Annotated in this window: 1 rRNA gene; it reads left to right on the forward strand. The window is 55.5% G+C overall.

From position 1 onward, the window contains the following. Window positions 1–1,676 (forward strand): 23S ribosomal RNA (locus tag K7H08_RS18295); the annotation flags it as partial. Between the last annotated feature and the right edge of the window lie 23 nt (window positions 1,677–1,699).

The raw sequence follows: 1,699 nt of genomic DNA on the forward strand, positions 1-1,699 counted from the left end.
GCTGGAGGTATCACGAGTGCGAATGCTGACATGAGTAACGATAAAGGGAGTGAAAAACTCCCTCGCCGGAAGACCAAGGGTTTCTGTTCGACGCTAATCGGAGCAGAGTGAGTCGGCCCCTAAGGCGAGGCCGAAAGGCGTAGTCGATGGGAAACAGGTCAATATTCCTGTACCGGACATGATTGCGATGGGGGGACGGAGAAGGCTAGGTGAGCCAGGCGTTGGTTGTCCTGGTGAAAGTGAGTAGGCTGGTATCTTAGGTAAATCCGGGATGCCTTAAGGCCGAGACACGAAACGAACTGACTACGGTCAGGAAGTCATTGATGCCACGCTTCCAGGAAAAGCCTCTAAGCTTCAGATCATGTGCGACCGTACCCCAAACCGACACAGGTGGTCAGGGTGAGAATCCCAAGGCGCTTGAGAGAACTCGGGTGAAGGAACTAGGCAAAATGGTGCCGTAACTTCGGGAGAAGGCACGCCGGCGTAGGGTGACGAGACTTGCTCTCTAAGCCCGAACCGGTCGAAGATACCAGGTGGCTGCAACTGTTTAGTAAAAACACAGCACTCTGCTAACGCGCAAGCGGACGTATAGGGTGTGACGCCTGCCCGGTGCCGGAAGGTTAAATGATGGTGTTAGGATTCGTCCGAAGCTCTTGATTGAAGCCCCGGTAAACGGCGGCCGTAACTATAACGGTCCTAAGGTAGCGAAATTCCTTGTCGGGTAAGTTCCGACCTGCACGAATGGCGTAATGATGGCCACGCTGTCTCCACCCGAGACTCAGTGAAATTGAAATCGCCGTGAAGATGCGGTGTACCCGCGGCTAGACGGAAAGACCCCGTGAACCTTTACTATAGCTTCACACTGGACGCTGATGTTGCCTGTGTAGGATAGCTGGGAGGCTTTGAATCTCGGACGCCAGTTCGAGGGGAGCCAACCTTGAAATACCAGCCTGGCATCATTGGCGTTCTCACTCAGGTCCGTTATCCGGATCGAGGACAGTGTGTGGTGGGTAGTTTGACTGGGGCGGTCTCCTCCCAAAGAGTAACGGAGGAGCACGAAGGTACCCTCAGCACGGTCGGACATCGTGCAGTGAGTGCAAGAGCATAAGGGTGCTTGACTGCGAGACAGACACGTCGAGCAGGTGCGAAAGCAGGTTCTAGTGATCCGGTGGTTCTGTATGGAAGGGCCATCGCTCAACGGATAAAAGGTACTCCGGGGATAACAGGCTGATACCGCCCAAGAGTTCACATCGACGGCGGTGTTTGGCACCTCGATGTCGGCTCATCACATCCTGGGGCTGAAGTCGGTCCCAAGGGTATGGCTGTTCGCCATTTAAAGTGGTACGCGAGCTGGGTTTAGAACGTCGTGAGACAGTTCGGTCCCTATCTGCCGTGGGCGTTGGATGTTTGAGAAGGGCTGCTCCTAGTACGAGAGGACCGGAGTGGACGCACCTCTGGTGTTCCGGTTGTCACGCCAGTGGCATTGCCGGGTAGCTATGTGCGGACGGGATAACCGCTGAAAGCATCTAAGCGGGAAGCCCCCTTCAAGATGAGACATCCCTGAGGCCTAGAGCCTCCTGAAGGGCCCAGCGAGACCAGCTGGTTGATAGGCACGGTGTGGAAGCGCTGCAAGGCGTTGAGCTAACGTGTACTAATGGCCCGTGAGGCTTGACCCTATAACACCCAAGGGGTCTGGTCG

Origin of the sequence: Halomonas sp. IOP_6 (assembly GCF_021151565.1) — a bacterium.
Taxonomy (GTDB): Bacteria; Pseudomonadota; Gammaproteobacteria; order Pseudomonadales; family Halomonadaceae; genus Vreelandella; species Vreelandella alkaliphila.